A 22,405-nucleotide genomic window follows, 5' to 3' on the forward strand; every position below is an offset into this window, starting at 1 on the left:
TTCCCAGCGGGCATCCGGCCTGCCGGGAGCTTCGACTGGAACAATAGCCCAATGCCCGTTGCCCAGCGCGAACCGCGCACCCCTGATGTGCGGCTGGTGCGATCCCAGCGCGCGGTGTTTTTTGGCGCGGCAGCCTTGTTGGTGGCCGGAGAAACCATATTTTGGCTGACGCTGGCGGCGGTCCGGGCGAACGGGGGGCCCGCGGCCCTGGACGGGACCGTCCATGACGGCCTGGTGGCGTCGCGTACTTCCCTCGCTACTTCCGCGCTGGCGGCCGTGACCACAGTGACGTCGCCGCTGTGGATGACTGTGATCGGCGTGGTCCTGGCGGTGGCGTGGTATGTGCGGAAACGCGAACTCTGGCGTCCGGCCCTGCTGATCGGTGCCATGGCAGCGACATTCGGGCTGTCGACATTCATCAAGCACCAGGTCAACCGGGCCCGGCCGCCGGCCGGCGACTTCCTGCTGGGACCGGACGACGCGTTTTCCTTCCCCTCTGGCCATACCTTGGGTGCGGGCGTCTTTTTCCTGGTGCTGGCCTACCTGCTGGCGTCCCGCAGCCGGAAGACGTCGACGGCGGTGCTCGGCTTTGCCGCCGCGGCCGCCGGCACCCTGGTGGTGGCATTCAGCCGGATCTACCTGGGCTACCACTGGCTGACCGATGTCATCGCATCCCTGGGCCTGGCTGTCGCCGTCGTCGGGGTCGTGATCCTGGTGGACGGACTCCGTGAGGCCCGGCGGGCGCTCCCCGGGACACCCGCAGCGCCGTCCGGGGCGGGCGGAACGTCCTAGAAGTGCACGCCCATGGCCTGCGCGACCACAACTGCAGCGGCCGAGGACCAGGCCTGCGGGTGGCACGACGCCGGATAGGGCACCGCTTGGCCGGCCTCGTCGGCAGTGATGCCGGCGAACAGTTCCGGCAGCCGGTCACCGAAGGAGCCGGACGCGGCCAGCAGGCCTTCGGCGAGGATCCTGGCCTCGGCCGGCATTCCCTCGGCGAGCAGGCCCCGGACCGCGATCGCGGTGTCGTGGCTCCAGACCGAACCGCAGTGGTAGCTGAACGGCCAGAAGCCGGCCGCGCGCCGCGAAATCGTGTGCACGCCGAAGCCGGAGAACAACTCCGGACTCAGCAGCCGGTCGGCCACGAGCCTGGCTTCGGAGGCGTCCAGGAGCCCGGTGCCGAGCAGATGCCCCATATTGGAGCCCGGAACATCCAGCGGATCACCGTTCCCGTCGAGGGCCATGGCAGGGAAGGTCCCGCCGTCGTCCTGGACCCAGAAGCGCGCGCGGAAGTTCTGTTGCAGGGCTTTGGCGAAGTCCCGCAGCTCCTGGCCGCCGGGTTCGCCATAGGCGTCGAAGAGGGCGGCGGTGTCCACCGCGGCTTGATAGGCGTAGCCCTGCACCTCGGAGAGCGCGATCGGGCCCTCGGCCAGGCGGCCGTCGCGGAACTGCATGGCGTCCGCCGAGTCCTTCCAGCCCTGGTTGCTGAGACCGTGGCCGGTCTCGTCCTGATAGCTCAGGAACCCGCTGTTGACGCTTCCGGGCGCACCGCCGGCTGCCAGTAGCCATTGCACTGCACGGGCCGCGTTGGGCAGGAGCGAGCGGACGGCGGCGTCATCCAGCCCGGCCCGGCCAAGTTCGGCCAACAGGCACAGCCAGAGCGGGGTGGCGTCCACAGTGCCGTAGTACACCGGGGGCAGGCGAAGGCCCTGGCTCTCCAGCAGCAATTCCTTGGACCGGAGCTCGTGCAGGATTTTGCCGGGCTCCTCCGCGGCGACCGGATCGTGCCGGGTGCCCTGGAACGCGGCCAGTGTGCGCAGCGTTCCGGCGGCGAGTCCGGCGTCCAGCGGCAGAAGCAGCCGCGCGGCCCACAGCGAGTCGCGTCCGAACAAGGTGAAATACCAGGGTGCCCCGGCGGCGGCGAACGGTGCGTCGGGCAGCTTGCGGGTGGCCAGGCGGAGCCCGGCGAGTTCATCGATGGCGTTGTCCAGCAGCTTGCCGAGGGCACCGGCCGGTTCGGCGCGTAGCCGGTGCGGGGCGGGCGTCCTGGCCGCCACCACGGTATCCTCGCTGTCAGCCAGCATGGCCTGCCACTCCACCTCGAACGGCGATCCCCGGCCGGCCGTGCCGCGCCAGAGGAGCCGTTCGCCCGCGGCGACGCTGCCGGGGGCGGCGACGGTCAGGGTCCGCCCGCCGTCGCGCCAGCGCAGCGTGGAGTCATCAGCGGAGAACGGGCCGGAGGGCTCCCTGAAGCGGCTCAGGCGGATGGCGGTCATGTCGGTGAAGTCCGCGGCGAGCTGGATTTCGATCTCCACGTCGAGCGACTCGAGGGAGGTGGCCAGACGCAGGGAATGCCGGACGGCGCCGGGCGTCACCGTCCAGGTCTGCAGAAGCTGCACGGCGGGGTCCTCGGAGGACCCCGGGATGCCGCGGACCAGCCCACGCACCCGCAGCACACCGCCGGCCGCCGCCTCGATCGTGGCGGGCTCCGGCTCAAGGCCGTTCACACGCACCTCCGCACGGCACAGCATCCGCGTGTCGCCGTGCAGCAGGCCGGTGAACCACCCCTCGCCCGCGGCGCCGGAAGCTTCCGGGCCGCCGCCGCGGCCCGAGAGCCGGCCCTCGGCATCGAGCCACAATTGGGTGGGGGCGGCAACGGAGCAGTGCTGGCGGTGGAGTGCTGGCTGAACTGTCATGCGCCCACCCTATGCCTGGATCCCCGGCGGCTATGCCTGCGGCAGGTCCTCCATCGGGAAAGCCACGGCTTCGCCCACAACGCGCAGACACAGCTCGGTGCCCGGCCGGGCGATGGAGGCGTTCCAGTGCCGGATGGTGATGATCTCGCCGCCGCCGGGGTAGCGGTGGTCTGCCATGGCCCCTTCAGTGAGGACGGGAGGGGCAGCGAGCTTAAGCCGGACAGTGGTTTCCGGCCCGAAGTAATCGGTGTCCACCACAACACCGCGGATGGGGCCGTCTTCGGCGATCCGGATCTGCTCAGGGCGCAGCATCAGCTGGACCCGGCCCTGGGCCGGGGGCCGGCGGACCGGGATGCCGCCCAGCGAGCAGGTGGCGAGGGAGCCTTCCATCCAGGCATCGAGGATCACGGCGTCGCCCAGGAACTCGGCGGTGGCCCGGTCCGCGGGGCGGGTATAAACGATAAACGGGTTGCCGATCTGTGCCAGCCGTCCGCCGCGCATCACCGCCACCTGGTCCGCAAAGGACAGTGCCTCGCCCTGGTCGTGGGTGACCAGGATGGTGGTGACCCCGGCGTCCTGGAGCACCTTGCCCACCGCCCTGCGGGTGGCCACCCGCAGCCCTGCGTCCAGGGCCGAGAACGGCTCGTCCAGGAGCATCAGTTCCGGTTCTCGGGCGAGCGCACGGGCCAGGGCCACGCGCTGCTGCTGGCCGCCGGAGAGCTGGTGCGGGCGCCGTTTGGCCATGGCCGGGTCCAGCGAGACCATCTCCAACAGTTCGGCCACCCGGTCCTTCAGTGCCCGGCGGCCGCCGGGAAGTTTGGTGGTATCGAGTCCGAAGGAGATGTTCTGCCCGACGCTCAGGTGCGGGAACAGGGCTCCGTCCTGCGCCACGTAGCCGACGTGGCGCTTATGTGCCGGGACCCAGACGCCGTCGCCGGCCACCTTGGTGCCGTTGAGTGAAATGCTGCCGGTGTCCGGGTGTTCAAAACCCGCAATCAGCCGCAGCAGCGTGGTCTTGCCGGAACCGGACGGGCCCACGATCGCCGTTGTGCCGCCCCTGGCCACCGAGAGGTTGACGCCCTTCAGGACCGCCTGGGTCCCAAAATCCTTTGTGACGGCGTCGATCTGCAGGTGGTTGTTGGTGCTGGTGGCCACGGACGCGGCGATCCGCGGTGCCGGGAGCCGGGAGGGGCTGTACTGGGTCACTGTCCCGCTGCTTTCTTGGACTGCTGGAAGAGGAGGTAGGTCATCGGCGCGGACAAAAGAATCATCAGCAACGCGTATGGCGCCGCCCCGGCGTAGTCGATTTCGCTGCTTTTGCTCCAGAACTCCGTTGCCAGGGTCCGGGTGCCGTTGGGGGAGAGCAGCAGCGTCGCCGTCAGTTCATTGACGATTGCCAGGAACACCAGCGCGGCGCCACCTGCGGCGGCCGGGGCCGTGAGCCGGAGTGTTACGCGCAGGAACGCCAGCAACGGCGGTTTGCCGAGCGCCTGGGCGGCCTCGTCGAGTTCCTTGGGCGCCTGCGCCAGGCCGGAACGGATGTTGACCAGGGAGCGCGGCAGGAACAACAACACGTAGGCCGCGATCAGCAGCGTTGAGGTCTGGTAGAGGCTGGGCGCAGCCTTGATGCTGACGGTCACGAAGGCCAGGCCCACCACGATCCCGGGCATGGAACTGGTGATGTAGTTGGACAGCTCCAGGGCCTTGCTGAACCAGCCGGGGTGCCGCACGGCCAGGTAGGCCATCGGGAACGCGACAACTGTGGTGGCCAGGGCGCCGGCGAGGCCGTACATCAGGGTCAGCAGCAGGGCCGGAAGGAATTCGTCTGCGGCCCAGATGCCTGGTCCGCCGGCGACGATCCAGCGCAGCACGAACGTCAGCGGAAGTCCGAAGGCCAGGGCGGTGAGCGCGGCCAGGAACAGCTGGGCGGGCAGCTGGTAACCACGCAGCGGAAGCCGCAGGGCGCGCGCCTGGGCCCCGGAACCGATCCTGGCGTACCGGGCGCTGCCTCGGCTGCGCACTTCAACCAGCAGCAGGATCAGGCACAGGAACACCAGGACGCTGGCCAGCATGTTCCCGGCGGTGCCGTTGAAGGTCGACTGGTACTGCACCATGATCGCGGTGGTGAAGGTGTCGAAACGGATCATCGCGAACGCCCCGTATTCGGCCAGCAGGTGCAGGGATACCAGAAGCGCGCCCCCGGTCATCGCGATGCGCAGCTGCGGCAGGACCACACGGAAGAAGGCCCGCCAGGCGCCCAGGCCCAGGGACGCGGCCGATTGTTCGATGGCAGGGTCCAGCCGGCTGAGGGTCGCGGCGGCCGGAATGTAAACGAGCGGAAAATACGACAAGGTCGCGATCAGCACGCCGGACCACAGACCCTCAAGCGACGGCACCGCGGAGACCCAGGCATAGCTGTTGACAAACGCCGGGATGGCCAGCGGGGCAGCGAGCAGCACGGCCCACCATCTGTGGCCCTTAAGGTGCGTGCGTTCCACCAGCCAGGCTCCGCCCACGCCGAGGATGAGGCACAGCGGCACGGTGATCAGCATCAGGAGCACGGTGTTGAGCAGCAGCGTACCGACGCGTGCCCGGAAGATCAGCTCCACGGCTGTGTCCCAGCCGGTGGCCACCGTCATAACAATGACGTAGCCCAGCGGAATCAGCGCGAACAGGGCAATCAGGACGGCCAGGACCGCAATAACAGAAACGCCGAAAGGCGGGCGGGGGCGTTTGCCCCGGCCCGCCGTCGGTGTGCTCCCGGATGTTTCGGGCGCCGCCAGCTTGGTTGCCACGAAGTTAGAGCAGCCCTGCCTTGGTCATCAGCTCGCTGACCTTGGCGGAGTTGAGCTTGGCGGGATCCACCGTGGGTGCCTGCAGCTCCGGCAGCGGGACGAGTTTCTCGTTGGCCGGGGTGGCGGAGGCGATGGCGTATTCGAAGGAGGTGCCCTTTTGCAGGATTTCCTGGCCCTTCTTGCCGGTGATGAACTTGACGAAGGCCTGGGCCGCCGCGGCGTTCTTTGAGGACTGCAGGACGCCGCCGCCGGAGACGGAGACAAAGGCGCCCGGGTCCTGGTTCTTGAAGTAGTACGGCGTGACGTTCTTGGAGTTCTCGCCGGTCTTGGCCTGGTCACCGTAGTAGTAGTAGTGGTAGATCAGGGCGGCATCCACTTCGCCGGCATTGACCGCCTTCATGGCCGTGCTGTTGCCCTTGTAGGCCTTGGAGTTCTCCTTCATGCCTTTGAGCCATTCCTCGGTGGCCGCTTCGCCCTTGAGTTCGAGCAAGGCCGAGACAATCGCCTGGAAGTCGGCGCCGGAGGGCGACGCCGCCCATTTGCCCTTCCACTCCGGCTTGGCCAGGTCCAGCATCGACTTGGGCAGCTGGTCTTCGCTCAGCTTGGACTTGTCGTAGACCAGGACAGTGGAACGGGCTGCGATGCCCGTCCACTTGTTTGTGGAGGGCCGGTATTCGGCGGGAACCTGGTCGACGGTGGCCTTGTCGATGTCGGCGAACAGGCCGGCGTTTTCCACCTGGGCCATGGCCGGGGAGTTTTCGGTGAGGAACACGTCGGCGGGGGAAGCCTGGCCCTCCTGGATGATCTGGTTGGACATTTCGGTATCCGAACCCTGGCGGACGGTGACCTTAACGCCGGTCTCGGCGGTGAAGGCGTCCACCCATTCCTGGGAAAGGGACTCGTGCTGGGCGTTGTACACCGTGATCGCACCGGAAATCTTGCCGTCAGCGGCGTCGCTGCCGGAGGGCGTGGAGGTGCCGGAGCCACAGGCGGCCAGGCCGAGCGCTGCGGTGGCGGCAAGTGCGATACCTGCCAGCGCGTTGTTGCGGATCTTCATGGGGCTGCTTTCTGGAGGGAAGGTCTCTGGAGCCCTAGCCCCCGTGAGCGGGGGAAGTTAGGGCATGCTCACTAGGAAAAACTGTAGGTTAGCCAACCCTAAGCAACCAAGCCGAGAACGCCTTAAGTGACGAGGATCACGTGAATTACGAAACTATTGCATGACTTAATTGTCGGCGGCCGGTTCCGTGGGGGTGGCTGACTCGTTCCCTGCCGGGTGCCCGGACCGAGCGGCGATAGCCGCCGCGGCTTCCAGCACCATCCACGCCTGCAGCTGGGTGGAAAGTTCGACGGCGGCGCCCGGCGGGTAGCTGCGCAGCGCCGGCCGCTCGGGGCGGTCGGAGAACAGGACGCGGCTGCCCTTGCCGGCCAGTGGCTCCGCCGCGGACAACGGGCGGCGGCCTTCCCAGAACGCCTCGGCGGTGTTGTTCACGAGCGTTGTGGCCGTCGCCCGGGCCTGGGCCGGAAGCCGCTGGTCGGCGGCGGCTAGGGCCAGGTAGCGTGCCAGGATGCCGGTGAACAGGCCGCCGTCGCCGGTGCCCTCGCAGCGCAGGACGTCGGCAGTACGCCCCGCCAGGGCTGCCGGGACGGTGAGTCCGCGTGCCACCGACGCCACCAGCTCGGCGGCGCGTGCCAGGTTGGCCTCGCCGCCGAGCTCCAGCAGGGCGCCCAGCACCGGGCCCTGGTTGTAGCTGTAGATGGCGCCCTCCAGCACCACGCCGCCGGCCGGCGTGATCCGGAGCCCGTCGCGGTACAGGCCCTGTTCGGCGTCGAAAAGGCGGGCGTTCAGCCAGTCCAGCAGGGCCTGCGCCTTGGCCGGCTGGCCGGTCCGGGCGTAGTGGAGCGCCACCGGCGCGGTGGCCGGGGTGTTCTTGAAATCCCGTTTTGTGCTCCAGAAGGTGCCGCCGCCGAGGTCATCGGTGGATGCCGAGTCGAACTGCAGGGTGAGGCTCTTCAGGACCTTGGCGTTACGGCGGCGGCCGGCATCGTGGCGGCTGTCCTCGGCGAGCTGCTCCAGCCGCAACGTGGACAGGGCCAGCCACGCCATGTCGTCGTAATAGTTGTTGACCACGGTGAGGAAGTTTCGGAGCCGGATTCCGGTGACCAGCCAGGATGCGAGGCGGCCGGCGCTGGGCCGGGTGCTGCCGTCGAACGGTTTTCCGGGACGGTGTTCACGGCCCAGTTCCCGGCGCCCGGCGTCCACGAGGCAGTCCACATAGTGCGCCTGCCACCAGTAGTGCCAGGGCCGGGCAAGGTTTCCGAGCCGGCCGGAGGGTCGCACAATCGCGGCGAGATGGGTTCCCGGCAGGAAAAAGAGCCGCTGCCCGAACATTCTGGTTACCGACCGGGCTGCTTCGTCGGCCCGGAAAGACCAGTTGTGGGCCGGGGGCATGTCTGCGGGCGTCATGGCTTCAGCGTAGTGGCGGCCCCGCGTCCGGCGCGGGACCGTTGCGCCTTTGCGGGGCGAAGGTGCTTTCTGCCGGCATTCCAGTTAACATTCATTAACTATTGTTCTCTGTCGGTTCGTGACGCTGCCCACAGTGTCGTGGCAGGTTCCGGTTCCACATCAAGGAGGATGCATGGACATCAAAGGTACAGTCGCGCTGATTACCGGCGGGGCCTCCGGGCTCGGGGCTGCCACGGCACGGCGTTTGTTCGACGCCGGAGCCTCGGTCGTCCTGGTGGACCTGCCCGGCTCCGCCGGCAGCGCCTTCGCCGATGAACTGAACGCGGCGGACAACGTCCAGGCGAACACCGCCGAGGCCGGCAGCCCGACGCGGCAGGGCAACCGGGCGGTTTTTGTGCCAGCCGACGTCACCAGCGAAGAGCAAGTACAGGGCGCCGTTGACGCTGCCGTGGAGCTGGGGCCGCTCCGGATTGTGGTCAACTGTGCCGGAATCGCCACCCCGGGAAAGGTCCTGGGCCGGACGGGCGTGCTGGCACTGGAGACGTTCAGCCGTGTCATCCAGATCAACCTCGTGGGCACCTTCAACGTGATCCGCCTCGCGGCGGCCGCGATGGCTGCCACCGAGCCGGCCGTGACCGGACTGGGCGGGCCCGAGCGCGGGGTGATCATCAACACCGCGTCCGTCGCCGCGTTTGATGGCCAGATCGGCCAGCCTGCCTACGCCGCCTCCAAGGGGGCCGTGCACGCGATGACATTGCCGATCGCCCGGGAACTTGCCCGGTCCCTGATCCGTGTGATGACAATTGCGCCAGGCATTTTCGAGACACCCATGATGGCCGGACTGCCGCAGGAAGCCCAGGACTCCCTCGGGGCCCAGGTACCGCATCCATCCCGGCTGGGCCGGCCCGCAGAGTACGCGAACCTCGCCGCGCACATCGTGGAGAACGCCATGCTCAACGGCGAGACCATCCGGCTTGACGGCGCCATCCGGATGGGGCCGAAATGAGGCCGACCGGGTTGGCGGAGTCGCCGGCGTCCGCTGCGTCAACCGAGGGCCTTCCAACCGCGGACTTCTTCGGCTTCGAGGCGATGCTCAACGCCGCGGAACAGGCTAAGCTCGCCGAACTGCGGGACTTCCTGGCCCGGGAAGTGGCACCCTACGCGGCCGACTGGTGGAATAGGGCCGAGTTCCCCGCCCACATCCTGCCCAAGCTGGCGGCCCTGGAGCTCAGCGCACCGGCCCAGCGCGGCTACAGCAACCTGTTTGCCGGGCTGGTGATCGCCGAGATGACCCGGGTGGATACCTCGCTGGCGACGTTTTTCCTGGTCCATCACGATCTTTTTGTCGAAGCCCTTTACGCCTTCGGCTCCGCGGAGCAGAAGGCGCGGCTGCTCGATGACGCCGCGAACCTCCGGACCACCGGGGCGTTCGCCCTGACCGAGCCTGAACACGGCTCCGATGTGGCCGGTGGCATGGAATCCGTTGCCCGGCGGGTCCGCGGCGGGGCGCCCGACGGCGGCGACACCTGGGTGCTCAACGGCGCCAAGCGATGGATCGGCAACGGGACGTTCTGCGACTACATGCTGGTCTGGGCCCGCGACGAGGACGGCGGCGGCATCCGCGGCTTTATTGTGGACGCGACCCTGCCGGGCGTGAGCCGGAGCAGGATCGAGAACAAGATCGCGCTGCGCACGGTGCAGAACGCGGACATCCTCTTCACCGACGTCCAGGTGGCAGAGTCGGACCGTTTCGCCGGGATCAACAGCTTCGAGGACACCAATGAACTGCTGCGCGGGTCGCGGATCATGGTCGCCTGGCAGGGTGTTGGCCAGCAATTGGCCGCGTTCGACGTCGCCCGGCAGTACGCCGTCGAACGCCGGCAGTTCGGCCGCCCGCTGGCGAAATTCCAGCTGGTCCAGCAGCAGCTGGTGACGATGCTCGGCAATGCAGTGGCGAGCATGGGCATGATGGTCCGGATCGCACAGCTGCAGGATGCGGGAGCCGCGGACATGCCGCAGGTGGCGCTCGCGAAGTCCTATGTGAGCGCCCGGATGCGGGAAACCGTGGGGATGGGCCGGTCCCTGCTGGGCGGCAACGGCATTGTCACCGACTACCGGATGGCCAAGATCTTCGCCGACGCCGAGGCGATTTACACCTACGAGGGCTCGTACGAGATCAACACCCTGATCGTCGGGCGGGCCGTGACCGGGGTTTCCGCGATCGTCTAGGGCGGGTGCCTAGAACAACGCGGGCTCCTTTTCCCCGGCCTCGATCCGGTAGTCCAGGCTGTTGTTCCTCACCGGCATGGGGCAGGTGCCGTAGGGGGTGAAGGCGCTGGGGTAGTTGATGGCCCGGTTGAAATCCAGGCTGACGGTGCGGTTCCCCAGGGCGTCGACGCGCGGCCGGGCCGTGGAGACCTTCCGCCACTCGTCAGTGCTCTCACCGTTCGTCTCGTCGTGGAACGTGACCGTCAGGGCGCCGAGCTTTTCCTCTTCGGCCTGCAGATGGAACTCGTGGTCCGTGCCGGGGAGCCGGAACACCAGTTCGCCAACCGAGCGGTGGACCCCGTCGACCAACGGGTTGGCGGTGCCGATCGGGACGTCCACGGGTGCCGGATAGGGGTGGAAGCTGGCTTCAACCACCAGCTCGGGGCGGTAGTCGAAGGTGGGTACGCCGTCGAACCCGGTGAACACCGGCGACGTCGAATCCCGGGTGCGGACGGCGTACTTATCGGCGCGCATGGCCAGCTCAACCACCACCTGCCGGCCGTCAGCTCCGCCGTACCGGACCCAGAGCAGCGATGCCTCATTGAGCAGCGAGGCCTTGATGGTGCCAGCAACGGGTTCGCCGGTGTCCACCAGCGTCAGCCCCTCGGCGGCGGTGGCGGTGAGGGACGCCGTCGTACCGTCCGTGGACCACAGCCCGGGGGCGAGGTCGAGCGCGGCCGGCCGGTCCTCCAGCCATTGGAAGGACGTGAGCGTCAGCCAGCCGTAATCGCCCGCGAGGGCCGTGTTGCGGCTGTTGCGGAAACGCTGCCAGCGGGCGAGCTGGGCGTCGAGGTCGCGGTGGGTGGTGCTCACGGTATCCTTCCAAGCGGTGAACGGCTGCCTTGGCTACCACCCTAAGCCGCGCCCCACCCGGCCGCTAGCCGGGTGGGGCGCGAAATACTGTCAGTTCCAGATCGCCTCGGCGTACTCCGGGTGGTCCACAAACGGGTTCCGGTTGCCCTGCCACTGCTCGAAGATCCGCTGGTTGCGGCGTTGTTCGAAGGCATCCGGCGGATCGATCCGGTTCCACTCCAGCAGCACGCTCATCTTGCCCATAAAAGGTGCCGTGCCGTTGTTGACGGAGTTGTTCATCTCCAGGTCGGCGAAGCCGTCACCGCCCTCGTACCGGACCGCCATGTACATGACCATTCGTGCCACATCCCCTTTGACCGCGTTGCGGGGCTCCCAGGAATCGGCATCGGTGTAGTTGCCCGGGGCCTCGGCGGACTGTGTGCCGCCCAGGTCGAAGTCCTTGTTTCCGCGGGCGGAGTTGACAGTAACGTCGGTGGGCCGCAGGTGGTGCACATCGGTCCCCGGGCCGGTGGCCGTGCCGAAGTCCCCGTGCGACTTGGCCCAGACGTGTTCCCGGTTCCAGTCATTCACGCCCCCGCCGTTGGTGGCCTTGGACTGTGAGCGTCCGGTGTACAGCAGGATGACGTTGTTGCTGTTGGACGGATCCTGGTCCGTGTCCTTCAGCGCATCCCAGACCTGGTCATAGCTGAGCTTCTGCTGCACGGAGATGATCTGGTGCAGGCTGCTTTCCAGCGCCGGTCCGGTCTTTCCGGCGGCCGGGGCGTAATAGTCACCGGGGGTTGGGGTTGGGGTTGGGGTTGGCGTGGGGGTTGGGGTTGGGGTTGCCGACAGCGCCATGCTGGTGGGGCTCTTGATCCCGGCGTGCGAGAAGTAGGCCGTCAGCAATCCGGTGACGTTGACCTTTTTGCCCAGCAGGGACGGGGTGCTCTGCAGCCCGAACGCGGTGCGGTACTGCGTGGTGACCTGGACGTAGAGCATCTTCGCCGTGCTCGTCTCGGCCGCCGAGTCGGCGATCGCCAGGGCCGTGTCCGAAGTGAAGCCGGTGCGGAGCACTGTGGTTGCCGACGTCGGCTGGCCCACGATGTAACCGGTCACCGCCGCGGCCGAGCCGTCCTGGGTTGCGATGGCCTGGGCCACCGTGAGCGGCGCGGCCGCCTGCGAGCCGGGTGCAGCCGCGGACTGCCCCACCAGTCCGGCGAAGAGCAGGCTGAGGACAAGGGCGACGGCGAGCAGCGGGCTGCGCGCGGGTCCGGCGGCTTTCGGGCCCGTGATCGCACCCGTCTGGGTAGCCGGGACGGGGACTGGGGTCATGAAGTGCTCCTCGAAGCGGGGCGATCGCCGGAACAGTCGCGCACAGAGAGTTGACAGGTTTTGTCAAGGCAATATCAAGATACGTCATTGTTCGCCGGGCGGGCAGGGATTCCGGCTCGTGACCGGCAGGATTTGATTAGAGTTCGACGGCTGTTCACCGCTGTTGTCCGGCTGGCGTCCGGCGGGACGTCAGCCGGCGGCGGTTACGGCGGTGTGGCCCAGGCTGGCGGCGACAAGTTGGGATGCGGTGTCGCGGGCGGCGGTGGCCGCCGCCGGATCAGCGTCGAGCACGCCGCTGGCGAGGCCGCCGTCGAGCACCAGGGTCAGGCTGCGGGCGAGCTGGTTCGGATCCGGGGCGCCGGCCTGGACGGCGAGGTCACGGATCCAGGCCCTGATGTGCTCCTTGTGGGCCACTGTCCGTTCGTGGACCCTGGTTCCGGTGGCGGACTCGGCCGCGGCGTTGATAAAGGCGCAGCCACGGTAGCCGTCGCGGCGGCAGGCGCTGGCCAGGGCGTCGAACAACCCCACGAGCTGGCCCGCGGGGTCCGGCCCGGCGGCTTCCGCCGCGGCCTTCAGCTGCCCGGCCCAGACCCCGTCCACCTTCTCCAGGTACGCCAGGATCAGGTCGTCCTTGGCCGGAAAGTACTTGTAGAACGTGGCCTTGGCGACGCCGGATTCGGCGATGATCGTGTCGATGCCGGCGGCGCGGAGCCCGTGCGCGTAGAAGAGCCGGAAGGCCGTGGCAAGGATCCTTTCCCGCGCCTGGCCGGCGGGCGCCCGGAGGGCCTGTGGTGTCCTGGTGCCGGTCGGAATCATGGCTTCTATGCTACACAGACAAGTCTGTCTACGGGTGATTGCTGGATTCCGGATCGTACCGTCGTTCCGTTACTTGCGAAAGGCGGCCCGCCCCTGTTGCCGCACGTCAATACCTCCGGGAAGGTGCAGTCGTTGCCTTAGATGAAAACCTCCGGCTGTCGAGGCGGTTCCATCGTTCGTTCACGGCGGGTTTGATCGGCGCCGGTTGTTTGGCGGTAGCAAGGGGTTCCAGCCGTCCCGAAAGGGCCAGGATTTGCCGGGAGAGTGCGGCGGGGCCCAGGTCCGGACCGGGATCTGGGACTTCAGCAGCGATCCGGGCTTGGTATGGGCCGGCCACGCGGCGGGAGCCTCGCCCGCTGGCCCGCCAGCCGCCGGTCGATAGTCGCCGAGTTCATGCCGGCAAGCAACGCCGCCTGCCCGTCGGTGATATCCAGGGCCTTCTCGGCCCGCAGCATCGGAGCGAGATCCGGCAGCATCGGCGCCAGCAGTTTGCCCGTCGGCCCTCGCGGCACCGCCCAGGCGTGATCCCGGGGCCTGCCCGTCGGCTCGACCAGCTCGACCAGCTCATCCCCAGCTCATCGAGGATCCGGCCCTTCCTCGTACGGTCACCCGCCCGGTAGGACGCGGCCAGGTGATTCGTGACAGCAGTGCGCCCACCCATCGTCAATCCCATCCCTCAAGGATCTCCGCCGGCCAACCTTCCCGGAGCTTTTCTCCTGAGTCAACGTATGCGGCTACGCGGAGGTTATTGATCAGTCAACGCGCCGCCTTGCCGTAGACAGGTCTGTCTGGTAGCGTCCTTCCCGTCGGTAGACAGATCTGTCTACTTCACCGCTTCAGAATGAGGATGCCATGAAAATTGCGGTACTGGGAACCGGAACGGTCGGACGGACGATCGCCGCGGCGCTCGCCAGCCACGGGCACCACGTCGTCGTCGGAACCCGCGACAGGGAGGAAACGCTGGCCCGGACGCAGCCGGACGCCATGGGCAATGCACCGTTCGCCCAGTGGCATGCCGCGAACTCCGGAATCGGCGTCGCCGCGTTCGCCGTCGCCGCGGCCGAAGCCGAGGTGGTCGTCAATGCCACGAACGGCGCAGGCTCGCTGGCGGCCCTGACGGCAGCGGGCGCCCGGAACCTCGACGGCAAGGTCATCATGGACATCGCCAACCCCCTGGATTTCTCGCAGGGCATGCCGCCGTCGCTGAACCCGGTCAACACCGACAGCCTCGGCGAGCAGATCCAGCGTTCCTTCCCGGACGCCCGGGTGGTCAAGACACTGAACACGATGACCGCGAGTGTGATGGTGGACCCGGCGAGTGTGGCCGGCGGCGACCACACGGTCTTCGTTTCCGGAAACGACGCGGCGGCCAAGGAGACCGTGGCAGTGCTGCTCAGGGGATTCGGCCACCGGGACATCATCGACCTGGGCGACATCACCACCGCCCGCGGCGCCGAAATGATCCTGCCGATCTGGCTGCGGCTCTGGGGGGCCTTCGGCAATGCGGACTTCAACTTCAAGATCGCACGCTAGAACCCGCCACCCAACTGGCTCGCAGCTGGGGTCGTTTTGAGCGCCCAAAACGACCCCAGCTGCGAGTCAGTTGGGAAGGGTGGCTGGGTGGAGCCCCGGACACTATCCGAGACGGATTCCCCGCCGGTCGCGGCTCCGGGTAGCATCCAGTAGGAAGAAAGTAACCGGGCTCACAGTATCCAGCGCAGTGTACGAGCCACGTCCTCTCGAAAGACTGTATCCATGGCTGACACTGCAACTAATTCCGGCACCGATCTCGCGTCCGAACTGCGCGCGGATGTCCGCCGGGTTTCCACCCTCCTCGGCGAATCCCTGGTCCGCCAGCACGGCCCTGAGCTCCTGGTGCTCGTGGAACAGGTCCGCCTGCTGACCAAGGAGTCCAAGGAAGCCGCCCGCGGCGGCGCGGATGCCACCGGACCGTGGAGCTCCTACGACGTCGTCGCGCAGGTACGCGAACTGCTGGGCTCCCTGCCGCTGGAGCAGGCAACCGACCTGGTGCGGGCGTTCGCGTTCTACTTCCACCTCGCCAACGCCGCCGAACAGGTCCACCGGGTCCGCGGGCTGCGCACCCGGAAGGAAAAGGACGGCTGGCTGGCCAAGGCCGTCAGCGACATCGCCAGCCAGGCCGGGCCGGCGGTCCTGCAGGACGTCGTGAACGAACTCGATGTGCGGCCCATCTTCACGGCCCACCCCACAGAGGCGTCCCGCCGGTCCGTGCTGGACAAGGTTCGCAGGCTCTCCGACATTCTGGCCGAGAGCACCACGGAAGGTACGTCCGGGCGCCGCCGCCAGGACCGTCAGCTCGCCGAAGTGATTGACCAGATGTGGCAAACGGACGAACTGCGCCAGGTCCGGCCGACCCCGGTGGACGAGGCCCGGAACGCGATCTACTACCTCACCGGCATCCTGGGGGACGCCCTGCCCGAGATGCTCTCGGACCTCTCGGAACTGCTCGGCGAGCACGGTGTCACCCTGCCCGCGGAGACGGCCCCCATCCGCTTCGGCTCCTGGATCGGCGGCGACCGGGACGGCAACCCCAATGTGACAGCAGCAGTCACCCGCGAAATCCTGCAGATCCAGAACCAGCATGCCGTCCGGATCAGCATCGGCCTTATAGACGGCTTGATTTCGATCCTTTCCAACTCAACGGCCCTCGCGGGTGCGGACCAGGAGTTGCTGGACTCGATCGATGCGGACCTGAAGAAGCTGCCGGGACTGGACCGCCGGGTCCTGGAACTTAATGCCCAGGAGCCGTACCGGTTAAAACTCACCTGCATCAAGGCCAAACTGCTCAACACCGCCCGGCGTGTGGCGGCCGGGGCAGTGCATGAGCCCGGCCGCGACTACACCGCCACCGCGGAGCTGCTCGCCGAGCTGGCCCTGCTGGAGCGATCCCTGCGGAACCATCACGCGGCGCTGGCAGCGGACGGCTCCCTGGCCAGGGTGCGCCGGGCCATTGCCTCTTTTGGGCTGCACCTGGCTACCTTGGACATCCGGGAACACGCAGACCACCACCACGACGCCGTAGGCCAGCTGATGGACCGGCTCGGCGGCCCCGGCATCCGGTATGCGGAACTCAGCCGGGCCGAGCGCTTCGAGGTGCTGGGGTCCGAGCTTGCCTCCCGCCGCCCGCTTTCCGGCCACCCGATCAAGCTCGACGGCGTTGCGGATGGAACGTACGACGTCTTCCGTGAGATCCGGCGGGCCCTGCGCACCTACGGCCCCGACGTGATCGAGACCTACATCATTTCCATGACCCGAGGCGCTGACGATGTCCTGGCCGCGGCCGTGCTGGCCCGCGAAGCCGGCCTGGTCAACCTCTTCGGCGCGGCCCCCTATGCCAGGATCGGCTTTGCGCCGCTGCTCGAAACAGTGGAGGAACTGCGCTCCTCGGCTGAAATCGTGGATCGGCTGCTCTCCGACTCCTCCTACCGCGAGCTGGTCCGCCTGCGCGGTGACGTGCAGGAAATTATGCTCGGCTATTCGGACTCCAACAAGGAATCCGGCGTGATGACCAGCCAGTGGGAAATCCACAAGACCCAGCGCAAACTGCGCGATGTCGCCGCTAAGCATGGTGTGCGGGTGCGCTTGTTCCATGGCCGCGGCGGCTCTGTGGGCCGCGGCGGCGGGCCAACCTACGATGCCATCATGGCCCAGCCCAACGGGGTACTCGAAGGTGAAATCAAGTTCACCGAGCAGGGCGAGGTCATTTCGGACAAGTACTCGCTGCCCGAACTCGCCCGCGAGAACCTGGAGCTCTCGCTCGCGGCAGTGATGCAGGGTTCAGCGCTGCACCGCACGCCGCGTACCTCGGAGGACCAGCGGGAACGCTACGGGCACGTTATGGAGACGATTTCGGACGCCGCGTTCGCCCGGTACCGGACCCTAATCGATGATCCGGACCTGCCGGCGTACTTTATGGCGTCGACCCCGGTGGAGCAGCTCGGTTCGCTGAACATCGGCTCGCGGCCGTCCAAACGACCTGATTCCGGTTCGGGACTGGAAGGCCTGCGGGCCATCCCTTGGGTGTTCGGCTGGACGCAGTCGCGGCAGATCGTTCCGGGCTGGTTTGGGGTCGGCTCCGGGCTCAAGGCAGCACGGGAGGCCGGCCACTCGGCCCAGCTGGTGGAGATGATTGACGGCTGGCACTTCTTCCGCTCGGTCCTCTCCAACGTCGAAATGACGCTGGCCAAAACGGACATGGACATTGCCGGCTACTACGTCTCCACCCTGGTGCCTGCGGAACTGCACCACCTCTTCCGTGCCATCCTGGCCGAATATGAACTGACTGTCACCGAGATCCAGAACCTGACCGGCGAGGACCTGCTGCTCGACGCGCAGCCCACCCTGAAGCGCTCGCTGGAGATCCGCGACCAGTACCTCGACCCGATCAGTTATCTGCAGGTGGAACTGCTGCGCAGGGTGCGTTCCGAAGCGGCAGGGGAGGGCATGCCCAACGGCGAGATCGACGAGCGGCTCCAGCGAGCCATGCTCATCACGGTCAACGGCGTTGCGGCCGGCCTGCGCAACACCGGCTAGGCCCGGCGGAGCTGGCAGCGCGTCCCGATAGGGTGGTGGTATGCCGTCGTTCCAGACCAGATTGAAGATCACCGGACTCAAACCGGGCAAACCACCGGAGGCCGTGATGGCTGCGGCCGTGGAGGCACTGCAGAGCCGGCACCACGTCGAAGCGAACGAGCTTGACCTGGCCGGAGGGGTCCCGCAGTTGAATCTGCGTTTCCTCGTTGAGCCCACTTCCTACGGCGGGGAGAACAGCCAGGCGCTGGAGTCGGCCGCAATGATGCGCGACGCCGTCGAGCGCGTTGCGGTGACCGGCCACCTGTTGGTCCTTCGCCGCAACCGCGGCCGCTGGGCGCCCGTCTAGGCCCCGGGCGCCCGCTCAGAAGTCCAGTTCCTCCCCGGGGCTGTCCACCACAGGGGAGTTGTTGCCGCGCCGGAGCGTGACAATAACGCCGACGACGGCGCCGATCAGGATCCCGAGGGCGACGCCGATGAGCGAACTCGCCCAGAACGGCAGTCCGGTGGCCGCGCCGGTGGCATAGCCGAGACCGACGGACCAGACGGCCGAGAGGATGCCGCCCAAAGCTGCGCAGAGGCTGAACCCGCGGGTGGAGACGTTGGCGATGCCGGCTGCGGCCGTCGTCGCGAGCCGTCCGCCGGGAATGAACCGGATTCCGATAATCGCGCCGTAGGTCGTGGACCGGCCGGCTTTGCCTGTCGCTCTGTGCACGGCCCGGTGAAAGCTGCGGCCCCACTGCCAGCGGTCCAGGACGTGGCTCAGGCGCCGCTTGAAGAGCTGGAATACCAGGATGTCGCCGAGCCAGGACGCCGCCGCCGCCAGGAGGATCAGCACGACGGCGTTGGCGCGGCCGACTGCGGAGAGCGCGCCGCCGGTGATGAGCAGCATTTCGGAGGGGACCGGGGGGAAAATCGCATCGCCCATAACCAGGGGGATGATCCAGAAATAGATCGCGTCCCCCCAGTTGTCAGCGTTGCCGAAGTCCATGCGCACAAGGTATCGCACTTCGGCCCGGACGCCCGTTTACCAGGTGGGTCAATGGGCGCCGGCCCGGCGCGCCACAGCCTCAAGTTCTGACCGGTATGCCGCCCATTGCTCCGCTGTGCGGGACGGCACGTTCGGGTCCTGCGGGCCGTTCCCTGCGGCGCCGTCGATTAGTTCGCGGAGAATGTCGGCGTGACCGGCATGGCGGGCAGTCTCAACACACATATGAACCAGGATCTGATGCAGGGTTACCCGGCGGCGCTCCGGAGTCCACCACGGCACGTCTCCGTGCGCATCGAGAGCGAGTGTCTCGATCGTGGCGTCGCTGTGGCGGGCCGAGAACTCAAAGAACTCAATGATCTCGGCCCGGGTCTCGCCGTCGGCGGCCCACATGTCGGCGTCCGCCGGCGCATCGGCGCCGAGCCACGGCACAACTCGATTGCTGGGTCTGCCGAACACCTCCCCGAAGTACCCCAACTGCACGCTGCCGACATGCTTGATGAGTCCAAGCAGGTTTGTGCCGGTCGGAGTCAGCGGACGGCGGACGTCGTAGTCGCCCAGGCCGTCGAGTTTGGCGAGAAGGTCCGTGCGTCGAATTCGAAGGTATCCGTGCAAGTCAGATTTTTGGTCCATATGGATCACTCTGCCTTACCGGCACCCCCCAAGCCGGCTAGCAGTCCTCGCTGAGCTCCAGTCCGCTGCGGTACTCCACCGGCTCCCCGGTGATTGGGTCCACGAACCGGATTCCGCGGGCGAGGAGCTGGAGCGGCTTCGAGTAGTCGTCCGGGGCTTTCGCCAGCAAATCCGGGTAGAAGGCGTCGTTGACTATTCCGAGGCCCAGCGAGGCCATGTGCACCCGGAGCTGGTGCGTTTTTCCCGAGTGCGGCTCCAGCCGGTACAGCGCACGGCGCAGGGCGGAGTTGGGAGGAGTGCCGGCGTCGGGCGCTTTTGGGGCGGGGCCGTCGAAGGTCCGCAGCCGCTCAATCCTGGTCTCGGCGTTGGGTTCGCCGTCGACTACTTCGGCGAGCAGGTAGCTGCGGGACTTGGTCATCCGGTTCCGGACCACCACGGGGAATTCGACGGCGGGGTACCCGGGTGCAGGCTCGGCCGCAGACACACACTCGTATTCCTTCTGGACCTGGCGTTTCTCGAAGAGCACCTGGTACTTTCCCCGGGTCTGCGGGTTCGTGGAGAGCAGAAGGATGCCGGCAGTCATGCGGTCCAGCCGGTGCATGGGAATAAGATCCGGGAGGTTCAGCTGGTTCCGGAGCCGGACCAGCGCGGACTCCTGAATGTAGGTCCCGCCGGGGGTGGTGGGCAGGAAATGCGGTTTGTCCACCACCAAAAGATGCTCGTCCTGATGCAGGATGCTTAGTTCCACCGGGATCCGGACTTCGGGCGGCAGGGTGCGGTAGTACCAGATGAACGTGTGGTTCCGCAGCGGGGTGGCCCGGTCCAGGGGGACGCCCTCCGCACCCACGATCTCACCGGCGTCGAAACGGTCTTCAATGCCCTGTGGATCGATGTGGCCCCAGCGGTGCATCATGTAGTCCATCGCGGTGTCCCACGGCCCCTCGTCCGGGAGGCGGAGGCGGGTGGCATTGACGCCGTCGCGCACGGGCAGGGGGGATTGCATCACCGGTCCATTCTACTTTGCCGGGGTTCGGGCCGGGCACGAGGTCGCCGGAAGCGCCCGGGGTCGCCGTAAGCTTCCGGCGACCCCGGGAGCTTCCGGCGAACTCGGCACACCGGCCCGCAGCCGATGATCGAAGACCCGGCCGCCGCGGCAACTTCGCCGAGGAACTCGGCGTCACCGTGACCCAGCTCGTGGGCAAATACCACGACGGCGGACCGAGGCCCGGCGCCACTGCGGGCGGCGGGCGCAGGCACCGCCTCGTCGTCGCACTTCACCCGTCGCTCAGGACACCACCGACGGCATCACCCAAAACCTCCTCAGCTAATGAGCAGGACAATGAACGACAAGCGGAACTTCGAAATCATCGTGCCGGGATGACTGTCCACGACTTCAGCGCCGGCAAGGACTCCGCGGCTGCGGCAAGGGCCTGGGGCGGCTTCCTCGAGAAGGTCTGCCCCTAGCGGATCCGCGACGCGGGGCTGGCCTGCAGCGCGCCATCGTTTGACCTCACCGGGGTCGGATCAGGCGAGGGCGGCGGCGGGCACGGCGCCAGGGCTGCGCCGCAACTGTGGGGAGGCCTCCAGCCGGTCCTGGGCTGCACGCAGCGCCGCCACAGCGGTTTCGAGCTGTTCCGGGGGCAGGGTGAACGGCACCCGAAGAAAGCTCTCGAACGCCCCACCCGTACCAAAACGCGGGCCGGCCGCGAGCCGGATGCCGAAGTCGGGGGCCACCACGGCAAGGGCGGTGCTGATCGGGGCCGGGAGGCGGCACCACACGGACAGCCCGCCGTCGGGCCGTTCGCTCTGCCAGCCCGGCAGGCGTCCTGCGATGAGGTCCAGCAGCGTGTCCCGGTTGCCGCGCAGTGAGGCCAGCCGTGCCGGGAGCGGCTCGGAGAGCGCGTTGACCAAGTGGGCCGCCGCGAGCTGTTCCACAACCGGCCCGCCCAGATCCATGGTGGTACGCGCGGCGGCGAAGCGCTGGATCAGGGACTCGTCAGCGCGAATCCAGCCGGTCCGCAAACCGGCCCAGTGCGACTTGCTGAGGGAACCGATGGAGACGACGGCGGGGCTGAAAGCCGCCACCGGGGCAGTCTCGATTCCGTCCAGGTTCAGCGCCCGAAGCGTTTCATCGACCACAAGAACGGTGCCGGCGGCGGCAGCGGCGTGGACCAGCCTGCGGCGCTGGGAATCCGACATCAGCCGCCCGGTGGGGTTGTGGAAGTCCGGGACCACATAGGCCATCGCGGGCCGCTGCTGCCTCAGCGCGGACTCGATCGCCGCCAGGTCCCACCCGGGCCGTCCAGCGGAAAACGGCGCGGAGTCCCTTCCCGGCTCGACGGCGGGCATGGCCACCGGTACCAGCCGGCAACCCGCGGCCCGGATGGCGTCGATCGCGTTGGGGTAGCTCGGATGCTCCACGAGGACTTTGTCAGACCGGCCGGCCAGGGTACTCAGCACCACGTTCAGGGCGTGCTGTGCCCCGGATGTCACGAGAATCTGCGCTGCAGTGGTGGGCACACCGGCCGCAGCGTAATGCCCGGCGATAGCTTCCCGCAGTGGCCTGACACCGAGGGCGTCGTACCCGAAGCCCGGCAGCAGCGCCGGAAGCTCGGTCAGGGCTGAGGCGAAGGCCCGGTGGACCACCTCGCCGCTGGCCGGCAGCGAGGCGTAGGCAAGGTCGAGAATCCCGTCCGGGACGGCCAGGCCCGGTGCGCCGCTGAGATTCGTCCCGCCGCCGCCAACCTGGCTGGCCCGCGGGATGCACGTACGGCCGCGGCTGCCCTGCCCGCTGCTGAGGAAGCCCTGTTCGCGCAACACCGAGTAGGCGGCGGTAACGGTGGTCCGGCTGATCCCAAGTGTCGAGGCCAGCGCCCGTTCGCTGGGGAGGGCTATTTCGAGCGGCACCCGGCCGTCAAGGACCAGAAGGCGGACGACGTCGGCGAGTTCCCGGTAGGCGGGGGCGGCACCAAGGTTCCAGTCGCCCAGCAAACGGGTCAGGGAGCTTGAATTCAGCGAACCGGACATAGAGCCAGTATTTCAAACTGGCTCT

General features: G+C 67.8%; 19 protein-coding genes. 7 read left to right on the forward strand and 12 right to left on the reverse strand.

Annotation, left to right across the window (positions count from 1 at the left end; translation table 11 throughout):
• Positions 1 to 51: 51 nt before the first annotated feature.
• Positions 52 to 792, forward strand: a complete 741-nt coding sequence (locus QK287_RS14210) for a phosphatase PAP2 family protein (protein WP_226773205.1) — start codon at positions 52 to 54, stop codon at positions 790 to 792.
• Here QK287_RS14210 and QK287_RS14215 read toward each other — a convergent pair.
• From QK287_RS14215 to QK287_RS14235, 5 genes are all read right to left on the reverse strand, one after another.
• Positions 789 to 2,696, reverse strand: coding sequence for a glycogen debranching N-terminal domain-containing protein (locus QK287_RS14215; RefSeq protein WP_282360508.1), 1,908 nt, complete (start codon positions 2,694 to 2,696; stop codon positions 789 to 791). The two genes, QK287_RS14210 and QK287_RS14215, sit on opposite strands and share 4 nt — an antisense overlap.
• Before the next feature lie 30 nt (positions 2,697 to 2,726).
• Positions 2,727 to 3,902: an ABC transporter ATP-binding protein gene (locus QK287_RS14220; RefSeq protein ID WP_282360509.1), complete on the reverse strand. Its 1,176-nt coding sequence runs from the start codon at positions 3,900 to 3,902 to the stop codon at positions 2,727 to 2,729.
• The gene (locus QK287_RS14225; protein ID WP_282360510.1) at positions 3,899 to 5,491 is read right to left on the reverse strand and encodes an iron ABC transporter permease; all 1,593 of its coding nucleotides are present in this window, start codon (positions 5,489 to 5,491) and stop codon (positions 3,899 to 3,901) included. The genes QK287_RS14220 and QK287_RS14225 overlap by 4 nt, the downstream gene beginning before the upstream one ends.
• A gap of 4 nt (positions 5,492 to 5,495) precedes the next feature.
• On the reverse strand, positions 5,496 to 6,548 hold the full coding sequence (locus tag QK287_RS14230) for an iron ABC transporter substrate-binding protein (protein WP_282360511.1): 1,053 nt from the start codon (positions 6,546 to 6,548) through the stop codon (positions 5,496 to 5,498).
• A 165-nt stretch (positions 6,549 to 6,713) separates the two neighbouring features.
• Entirely contained in the window at positions 6,714 to 7,955 is a 1,242-nt protein-coding gene (locus QK287_RS14235) for a glycoside hydrolase family 76 protein (protein ID WP_282360512.1), read from the reverse strand.
• Positions 7,956 to 8,127: 172 nt separating this feature from the next.
• On the opposite strand from QK287_RS14235, the gene QK287_RS14240 reads away from it, so the two are divergent.
• Together QK287_RS14240 and QK287_RS14245 are read left to right on the forward strand one after the other, a co-directional pair.
• Positions 8,128 to 8,961, forward strand: a complete 834-nt coding sequence (locus tag QK287_RS14240) for an SDR family NAD(P)-dependent oxidoreductase (RefSeq protein WP_226773211.1) — start codon at positions 8,128 to 8,130, stop codon at positions 8,959 to 8,961.
• On the forward strand, positions 8,958 to 10,184 hold the full coding sequence (locus QK287_RS14245) for an acyl-CoA dehydrogenase family protein (RefSeq protein WP_282360514.1): 1,227 nt from the start codon (positions 8,958 to 8,960) through the stop codon (positions 10,182 to 10,184). Before QK287_RS14240 ends, QK287_RS14245 begins: the two co-directional genes overlap by 4 nt.
• A 9-nt stretch (positions 10,185 to 10,193) precedes the next feature.
• On the opposite strand, the gene QK287_RS14250 is transcribed toward QK287_RS14245, so the two are convergent.
• The 3 genes from QK287_RS14250 to QK287_RS14260 all read right to left on the reverse strand — a co-directional run bounded on the left by QK287_RS14250 (position 10,194) and on the right by QK287_RS14260 (position 13,163).
• A complete protein-coding gene (locus QK287_RS14250; protein WP_226773213.1) occupies positions 10,194 to 11,036 on the reverse strand; it encodes a DUF1684 domain-containing protein in 843 nt (280 codons plus the stop codon).
• A 90-nt stretch (positions 11,037 to 11,126) separates the two neighbouring features.
• Positions 11,127 to 12,347 (reverse strand): endonuclease, encoded by a 1,221-nt coding sequence (locus tag QK287_RS14255; protein WP_282360515.1) that lies wholly within the window; start codon positions 12,345 to 12,347, stop codon positions 11,127 to 11,129.
• Positions 12,348 to 12,536: 189 nt separating this feature from the next.
• A complete protein-coding gene (locus tag QK287_RS14260) occupies positions 12,537 to 13,163 on the reverse strand; it encodes a TetR/AcrR family transcriptional regulator (protein WP_226774496.1) in 627 nt (208 codons plus the stop codon).
• Positions 13,164 to 14,015: 852 nt separating this feature from the next.
• Between QK287_RS14260 and QK287_RS14265 the strand changes: the two genes are divergently transcribed.
• The 3 genes from QK287_RS14265 (at position 14,016) to QK287_RS14275 (ending at position 18,081) form a co-directional block, all read left to right on the forward strand.
• Complete coding sequence (locus tag QK287_RS14265; protein ID WP_226774497.1) at positions 14,016 to 14,696, forward strand: NAD(P)-binding domain-containing protein; 681 nt, start codon at positions 14,016 to 14,018, stop codon at positions 14,694 to 14,696.
• Between the two features lie 222 nt (positions 14,697 to 14,918).
• Complete coding sequence (ppc, locus tag QK287_RS14270; RefSeq protein ID WP_282360516.1) at positions 14,919 to 17,735, forward strand: phosphoenolpyruvate carboxylase; 2,817 nt, start codon at positions 14,919 to 14,921, stop codon at positions 17,733 to 17,735.
• Positions 17,736 to 17,775: 40 nt separating this feature from the next.
• A complete protein-coding gene (locus QK287_RS14275) occupies positions 17,776 to 18,081 on the forward strand; it encodes a hypothetical protein (protein WP_282360517.1) in 306 nt (101 codons plus the stop codon).
• Between the two features lie 15 nt (positions 18,082 to 18,096).
• Here the strand turns inward: QK287_RS14275 and QK287_RS14280 are convergent, their stop codons facing one another.
• From QK287_RS14280 to QK287_RS14290, 3 genes are read right to left on the reverse strand one after another with little or no spacing between them, the layout of a single operon-like run.
• On the reverse strand, positions 18,097 to 18,723 hold the full coding sequence (locus QK287_RS14280) for a VTT domain-containing protein (protein ID WP_226774500.1): 627 nt from the start codon (positions 18,721 to 18,723) through the stop codon (positions 18,097 to 18,099).
• Positions 18,724 to 18,771: 48 nt separating this feature from the next.
• The gene (locus QK287_RS14285; RefSeq protein ID WP_282360518.1) at positions 18,772 to 19,353 is read right to left on the reverse strand and encodes a DinB family protein; all 582 of its coding nucleotides are present in this window, start codon (positions 19,351 to 19,353) and stop codon (positions 18,772 to 18,774) included.
• Positions 19,354 to 19,390: 37 nt separating this feature from the next.
• On the reverse strand, positions 19,391 to 20,356 hold the full coding sequence (locus QK287_RS14290) for an RluA family pseudouridine synthase (RefSeq protein ID WP_282360575.1): 966 nt from the start codon (positions 20,354 to 20,356) through the stop codon (positions 19,391 to 19,393).
• A gap of 179 nt (positions 20,357 to 20,535) precedes the next feature.
• On the opposite strand from QK287_RS14290, the gene QK287_RS14295 reads away from it, so the two are divergent.
• Positions 20,536 to 20,817, forward strand: a complete 282-nt coding sequence (locus tag QK287_RS14295) for a hypothetical protein (protein WP_226774502.1) — start codon at positions 20,536 to 20,538, stop codon at positions 20,815 to 20,817.
• 60 nt (positions 20,818 to 20,877) lie between these two features.
• On the opposite strand, the gene QK287_RS14300 is transcribed toward QK287_RS14295, so the two are convergent.
• Positions 20,878 to 22,380 (reverse strand): PLP-dependent aminotransferase family protein, encoded by a 1,503-nt coding sequence (locus tag QK287_RS14300; protein WP_282360519.1) that lies wholly within the window; start codon positions 22,378 to 22,380, stop codon positions 20,878 to 20,880.
• Positions 22,381 to 22,405: the final 25 nt, after the last annotated feature.

This window comes from Arthrobacter sp. AL05 (assembly GCF_029960715.1).
Classification (GTDB): Bacteria; Actinomycetota; Actinomycetes; order Actinomycetales; family Micrococcaceae; genus Arthrobacter.